This window comes from Cellulomonas sp. A375-1 (assembly GCF_001040865.1).
In the GTDB taxonomy this organism is placed as follows: Bacteria; Actinomycetota; Actinomycetes; order Actinomycetales; family Cellulomonadaceae; genus Cellulomonas; species Cellulomonas gelida.
On record NZ_LFKW01000091.1, the window covers coordinates 33076 to 39757 of the forward strand.

A 6682-nucleotide genomic window follows, 5' to 3' on the forward strand; every position below is an offset into this window, starting at 1 on the left:
CGATGGCGCCCTGCATGTTGGTCACCATCGTGTTCCAGGCACCGGCCGGGTCGGTCGCCTGACCGCCGATGATCTGCACCTGGGTCGTGCCCCAGAACTGCCACATGGCACCCATCTCCGGGATGGACGGCATGGGGGCGCCGGTCGCGCCGGCCTCGTTGAAGCCGGCGAGCACCGGGTCGTCGACCTTGGCCGCAGCGGTCTTGAGCGCCGGCAGTCGACCGCCGGCCTTGTACAGCTCGGTCTGGACGGCCTCGGTCGTGAGGAAGTTGGTCACGAACTCGTTCGCGAGGACCGGGTTCTTCGACTTCGCCGAGATGAAGGCACCCTGCACGCCGACGAACGGCTTGGCCTCGGAGCCACCCGCGCTCGGGACCGGCAGGACGGAGATGTCGAGACCGGCGTTCGTGAACTCGGTCGTGTACCAGGGACCGGTCACGATGTACGGCGACTCACCCGCGAGGAAGGCCTCCTTGACCTGGTCGCCACCGAGGGCGGGGTCGAGGACCTTCTCCTGGCCGAGCTTCTGCAGGTAGGTCGCGAACTTGTCGCCGTTCTGGCCGCCGAGGCCGAGCTCGCTCGTGTACGAGCCGTCGGCGTCCTGCGTGAAGATCGGGGCGTCGAACGAGGTCTGCAGCGGGTACAGGTGGTACGCGTCGCCCTGGTCACCCTGCTGGATCAGCACGGAGTAGGTCTTGCCGGCGGCCTTGCCCTCGGCGACCAGCTCGTCGAACGTCGTCGCCTTGGTCTCGGGCAGGATCGCGTTGTTCCGGACGAGCGCGATGTTCTCGATCGCGTACGGGGCGCCGTAGATCTGGCCGTCGTACGTGAAGGCCTGCACGGCCGACGTCGAGAACTCTTCGGCCTTGTCGCCGAGCTGGATGGGGGCGACGACGCCGTTGTTGACGAACTCACCGGTCCAGTCGTGCGCGCCGATGATGACATCCGGGCCCTCGCCGGTCGGGACCTGCGAGACGAAGTCGGTACGGATGTCGCCGGACACCTTCTGCACGAGGTCGACCTTGACGCCGGTCTCGGTCTGGAACTGCTCGACGATCGGCTTCATCACGTCGATGCGGGTCTCGTCGACCCACATCGTCAGCGTCCCGGTCAGCGCGGGAGCGGTGGTCTCCTCGCCGCCGGCGGGAGCGGTGGTCTCGGCGGTGCCGCCGTCCGAGTCGCTGCCGCACGCGGTGAGGGTCAAGGCGAGTCCGAGTACGGCCGCGAAGGCCGGGATGCTCCGTCGCATCGTCGTTATCTCCTGGTGTCGTGGTGGCGTTGCCCAGAGACCGGACGATGCGCCGCACCCCACCGACTCTGGCCTGATGAGCCGACGCTAACGTCGTTGCAACCGTGGCTGCAAGTCGTTACGGTAACTTTCAGGCAACAGTTGCAGAGGGCGTCCCAGGGGCGCCCGAGGCCGCTCGACACACGAACGGCCGAGGACGAGGAGGGCCGGTGTCCCCTACGCTGCCCCCCGTGCGTACCCGTCTGACGGATCTCGCGGAGCAGGCCGGCGTCAGCACGGCCACCGTGTCGCGCGTGCTGAACGGCAAGCACGGCGTGTCCGCTCAGGCACGGCAGGCGGTGCTCGCCGCGCTGGACGTCCTCGGGTACGAGCGCCCGGAGAAGCTGCGCACGCGCTCGGCCGGCCTCGTCGGCCTCGTCGTGCCCGAGCTCGCCAACCCGGTCTTCCCCGCGTTCGCGCAGGTGATCGAGTCGATGCTCACCGAGCGCGGGTACACGCCGCTGCTGTGCACCCAGTCCCCCGGCGGCACCACCGAGGACCAGTACGTCGAGATGCTCCTCGAGCACGGCGTCGCCGGCATCGTGTTCGTCTCCGGCCTGCACGCGGACACGTCCGCCAGCAAGGAGCGCTACCACCGGCTGCGCAGCCGCGGCATGCCGATCGCGCTCGTCAACGGTTTCGCCGAAGGCGTCGACGCGCCGTTCGTCTCGACCGACGACGAGGCCGCGCTCGAGCTCGCGTTCCGCCACCTGGTCTCGCTCGGTCACCGGTCCATCGGCCTCGCGATCGGGCCCGACCGGTTCGTCCCGGCGCAGCGCAAGAAGGTCGCGTTCGCCCACAACCTGCAGCGCCACCTCGGGATCGAGGACGCCGCACCGCACATCGTCTCGACGCTGTTCACGGTCGAGGGCGGTCAGGCGGCGGCGCTCGAGCTCATCGCGTCGGGTCACACCGCGATCGTGTGCGGATCGGACCTCATGGCGCTCGGCGCGATCCGCGCCGCCCGCTCGCGCGGGCTCGAGGTGCCGGACGACCTGTCCGTCGTCGGCTTCGACGACTCTCCGCTGATCGCCTTCACCGATCCCCCGCTGACCACCGTGCGCCAGCCCGTGCTGGCCATGGGGCACGCCGCGGTCTCCGCCCTCGTCGCGGAGATCAACGGCACCCCGGCCTCGCGCATGGAGCTCAAGTTCCACCCCGAGCTCATCGTGCGCGGCTCGACCGGTGCCGCGCCTGTCGTCGTGCCGCTCGACCAGCCGGTGCCGACGGTCGTCTGACCCGGCCCTCCCGGCGCGTCCTGCGCCACCCCACTGCGCCATCCCCCTGCCTCGCCGACGCCTCGGGCGAGCGGGCACGCCCGTCCGCGCGAGCGGAACCCCTCAAGGAAGCGACTCAGCACTCGTGACGACTCTCGACGCCCACCCCCTGACCGACCAGGCCACCGTCGTGCACGCGCCCGGGGCGCTCGACGGCGAGTGGTGGCGCCACGCGGTGATCTACCAGGTCTACCCGCGCTCGTTCGCCGACGGGTCGGGCGACGGCATCGGCGACCTGCCCGGGATCACCTCGCGCCTCGAGCACCTCGCCGAGCTCGGCGTGGACGCGGTCTGGCTGTCGCCGTTCTACCGCTCGCCGCAGGCCGACGCGGGCTACGACGTCGCCGACTACCGCGACGTGGACCCGCTGTTCGGCACGCTCGCCGACTTCGACGCGCTGCTCGCCCGGGCGCACGGGCTCGGGCTGCGCGTGATCGTCGACCTGGTGCCGAACCACACCTCCGACGAGCACGCCTGGTTCGTCGAGGCACTGGCCGACGGCCCCGGCTCGGCCGCGCGCGAGCGCTACCTGTTCCGCGAGGGCCGCGGGGAGAACGGCGAGCAGCCGCCGAACAACTGGCAGTCGATCTTCGGCGGCCCGGCCTGGACTCGCGTGCCCGACGGGCAGTGGTACCTGCACCTGTTCGACTCGCGTCAGCCCGATCTCGACTGGGAGCACCCGCAGGTGCGCGCCGAGTTCGAGGACGTGCTGCGGTTCTGGCTCGACCGTGGCGTCGACGGCTTCCGCATCGACGTGGCCCACGGCATGGTCAAGGCCGAGGGCCTGCCCGACTGGGACGGTCACGTCTCGATGATCGAGGGCTCCGAGGCCGCGTTCGAGGCCGCCGAGCACGCGCTGCACGACCACGCGCCGAGCGCGGGGGGCCGCGTGGACGAGGTCACGGGCTCCGGCAACCAGGGCCCGATGTTCGACCAGGAGGGCGTCCACGAGATCTACCGCGCGTGGCACCGCGTCCTGGCCGAGTACGACGGCGACCGCGCGCTGGTCGCCGAGGCCTGGGTCGAGCCCCTGTCGCGCCTGGCGCGGTACGTGCGGCCCGACGAGATGCACCAGGCCTTCAACTTCGCCTTCCTCGCCACGCTGTGGCACGCGCCGTCCCTGCGGGACGTGATCACCGCCTCGTACACGGCCTCCGACTCCGTCGGAGCGCCGACCACGTGGGTGCTGTCGAACCACGACGTCGTGCGGCACGCGTCCCGGCTCGGGCTCGCGACGCCCGGCTCGCGGCCCAACGGGATCGGCGCCGACGACGAGCAGCCCGACGAGGAGCTCGGCCTGCGCCGCGCACGGTGCGCGAGCCTGCTCATGCTCGGCCTGCCCGGCTCGGCGTACCTGTACCAGGGTGAGGAGCTCGGCCTGCCCGACCACACCACGCTGCCCGACGACGTGCGTCAGGACCCCGCGTTCTTCCGGACCCTGGGCGCCGAGCTCGGGCGCGACGGCTGCCGCGTCCCGCTCCCGTGGGCGGCCGCCGAGCCCGGGTTCGGGTTCTCCCCCACGGGCGAGACCTGGCTGCCGCAGCCGCAGTCGTTCGCGCGCTACGCGGCCGACGTCCAGCGCGGCGTGCCCGGCTCGACCTACGAGACCTACCGCACCGCGCTGCGCGTGCGCCGCGCGGAGTCCCTCGGCTCGGGTGGTCTCACGTGGCTGCCGTCGGGTGCCGACGTCCTCGACTTCGTCAACCGCGACGTGCGCGTGGTCGCCAACCTCGGCGACGGGCCGGTCGTGCTCGCCGCGGGCACGCGGGTGCTGCTCGCGTCCGGCCCGCTCGCCACGGACGACGCGGGCGCGCTGCTCGTCGGCGCCGACACGACGGTCTGGGTGCGCCCCTGACATCCACGCCGTCCGCACCGCCACGAGGCTCCTGACGCCGTGGCGGTGCGGACGGCGTGCGCTCACGACCGGTGCGCGACGTCCCAGGCCTGCGCCGACCGCGGCGGGACGGTGACGTTCAGCCGTCCGTCGGACACCTCCGTCGCGAGGCAGTCCTCCTGGCCGGCCAGGACGTCGCAGTACCCCCCGTCGGGCAGGCTCGTGCTCAGCGTCGTGACCAACTCGTCGTCACCGGCGTTGACGACGACGAACGCACGCCGACCCCGACCGAGGGCGACCGCGTCGCCCTGGGACCAGGTGTCGACCACGGGGGCGTCGCCCGCGACACCGCGCCAGCCGACCATCCCCGCGACCTGCGGCCAACGGTGCTGGCACACCCAGTCGCCGTCGGTCACGGGCGTCGTCGGTGCCGGGTCCGCGACGCAGGTCGCGTCGAGCACGCGGCCGTCGGCGTCCTGGCGCGGGCCGGTGTCGGTGTCCGTGAACGCGTAGCCGGAGTAGACCTGCGGCGTCCCGTACGCCCCGGCGAGCATGAGGACGCTCGCGAGCGCGTCGGTCGGGCCGTCCTGGTAGCTGAGCGTGGAGCCGTTGCGCTCGGTGTCGTGGTTCTCGACGAAGACGATCGCGTCGTCCGACGGCACGTAGCGCGCGGCGGCCTGCCCGAGCTCGAGCGCCAGCCCGGGCGAGCCCGCGAGCATCCCGGCGAGCTCCTTGCCGTAGGTGAACTCGTAGACCTGCCCGAGGGGGACGTACTCCTGGGGCGTGATCGGCTCGGCGGACCCGCGGATGACCTCCTGCATGATCGCGACGTCGTCCGGCAGCGGCGCGAGGATCGCCGCCAGGTCGTCGGCCGCGATGTGCTTGGCGGCGTCGATCCGGAACCCGTCGACGCCGAGCGACAGCAGGTCCTGCAGGTAGGCGGTGAGCCGCTCGCGGACCTGCGGGTTGCCCGTGTCGAGGTCGGCGAGGTTCAGGAGCTCGCACGTCTGGACCTGGGCGCGGTCGAGGTAGACCGCGATGTCGTCGTTCGCGGTGAGGCCGCAGTGGTGGAAGTCGTCCGGAGCCCACAGCCCCGGGTAGGCGTAGTGCTCGTACGACGAGCCCGCCCACCCGGTGCCGGGCGCGTCCTGGCCGGTCATGTGGTTGACCACCGCGTCGACACGCACGTCCACGCCCGCCTCGTGGCAGGTCGCGATCATCGCGCTGAGCTGCTCGCGCGTCCCGAGCCGCGACTCGAGCTCGTAGCTCACCGGCTGGTAGGCGGTCCACCACGGCTCGCCCAGCACGTGCTCCTGCGGGGGCGAGGTGAGCACCCACGCGTAGCCCGCCGGTCCGAGCGTCGAGGTGCACTCGTCCGCGATCGCGTCCCAGGTCCAGCTGAAGAGCTGCACGCCGACGTCGTGCCCGCTGCCGTCAGTCGCGGGCCGGGTCGAAGGGTCGGGCGGGTCGCCGGCGCAGCCGGAGAGCGTGAGCAGGGCGAGGCCCGCGAGCGCGGCGGCCGCGCGGCGTACGAGGTGCGTCATCGTCACCACCAGGTCGTCAGCCGTGCGCAACGGTGCTGCAACGGCTTGCAGCAACTTGCTGCCAGGGCTACCAGAGTAGGGGTCCGGGCCCGTAGGTTGCGTCACGTGACTCACGTCGTCGTGAACGGGCCCGCGTCCTGGAACACCGTCGTCCGGCTGCCGACGCTCCCGGAACCGGTGCCGCACATGGTCCTGGCCTCGAGCCACCATGACGGGCTCGGGGGCACGTCCGCGGGCAAGGCCGTCACGCTCGCTGCGATCGGCGTCCCGACGACGCTCGTCACGACGACCGGCGACGACGAGCCCGCGTCGCGCGTCCTGGCCGCGCTGCGCGCCGGGCGCCACGGCGACACGCTGCGCGTCGTGGCCCGGCCGGCGCTCGGCGGTCGCACCGAGCGCCACGTCAACCTCGTGTCCGACGACGGCGACCGCCTCTCGGTCTACCTCGAGCTGCCCGCCGCTCCCCCGCCGGACGACGAGACGCTCGGGCTCGTGCGCAGCGCGCGTGCCGCCGTCCTCGACCTCGCGGACTCCTCGCGCCCGCTGCTCGACGTCGCGCGGGCCGCGGGCGTGCCGGTCTGGTGCGACGTCCACGACGACGACGGCGTGGGCGACTACCCCCGCGCCTTCGTCGCGGCCGCCGACGTGCTGCTCGTGTCCGCCGCGCGGTTGACCGACCCCGGTGCGTACCTGTCCGCGGCCGTCGCCGGGGGCGCGACGCTCGCCGTCGCGACCCGCG

General features: G+C 72.6%; 5 protein-coding genes. 3 read left to right on the forward strand and 2 right to left on the reverse strand.

Annotation, left to right across the window (positions count from 1 at the left end):
* Window positions 1-1249, reverse strand: a 1249-nt coding sequence (locus tag CWIS_RS09815; protein ID WP_048343108.1) for a maltose ABC transporter substrate-binding protein, incomplete at its 3' end; no start/stop codon positions are given.
* A gap of 230 nt (window positions 1250-1479) precedes the next feature.
* Here CWIS_RS09815 and CWIS_RS09820 point away from each other — a divergent pair.
* Both CWIS_RS09820 and CWIS_RS09825 read left to right on the forward strand, forming a co-directional pair.
* A complete protein-coding gene (locus CWIS_RS09820) occupies window positions 1480-2526 on the forward strand; it encodes a LacI family DNA-binding transcriptional regulator (RefSeq protein WP_369796546.1) in 1047 nt (348 codons plus the stop codon).
* A gap of 124 nt (window positions 2527-2650) precedes the next feature.
* Window positions 2651-4420 carry an alpha-amylase family glycosyl hydrolase gene (locus tag CWIS_RS09825; RefSeq protein WP_048343101.1) on the forward strand — a complete coding sequence of 590 codons (1770 nt, stop codon included), beginning with the start codon at window positions 2651-2653 and terminating at the stop codon, window positions 4418-4420.
* 62 nt (window positions 4421-4482) lie between these two features.
* On the opposite strand, the gene CWIS_RS09830 is transcribed toward CWIS_RS09825, so the two are convergent.
* A complete protein-coding gene (locus tag CWIS_RS09830) occupies window positions 4483-5943 on the reverse strand; it encodes an alpha-amylase family protein (RefSeq protein WP_048343109.1) in 1461 nt (486 codons plus the stop codon).
* Between the two features lie 105 nt (window positions 5944-6048).
* Here CWIS_RS09830 and CWIS_RS09835 point away from each other — a divergent pair.
* Window positions 6049-6682 (forward strand): carbohydrate kinase (locus CWIS_RS09835; protein WP_048343102.1); only part of this gene is annotated, 634 nt, incomplete at its 3' end.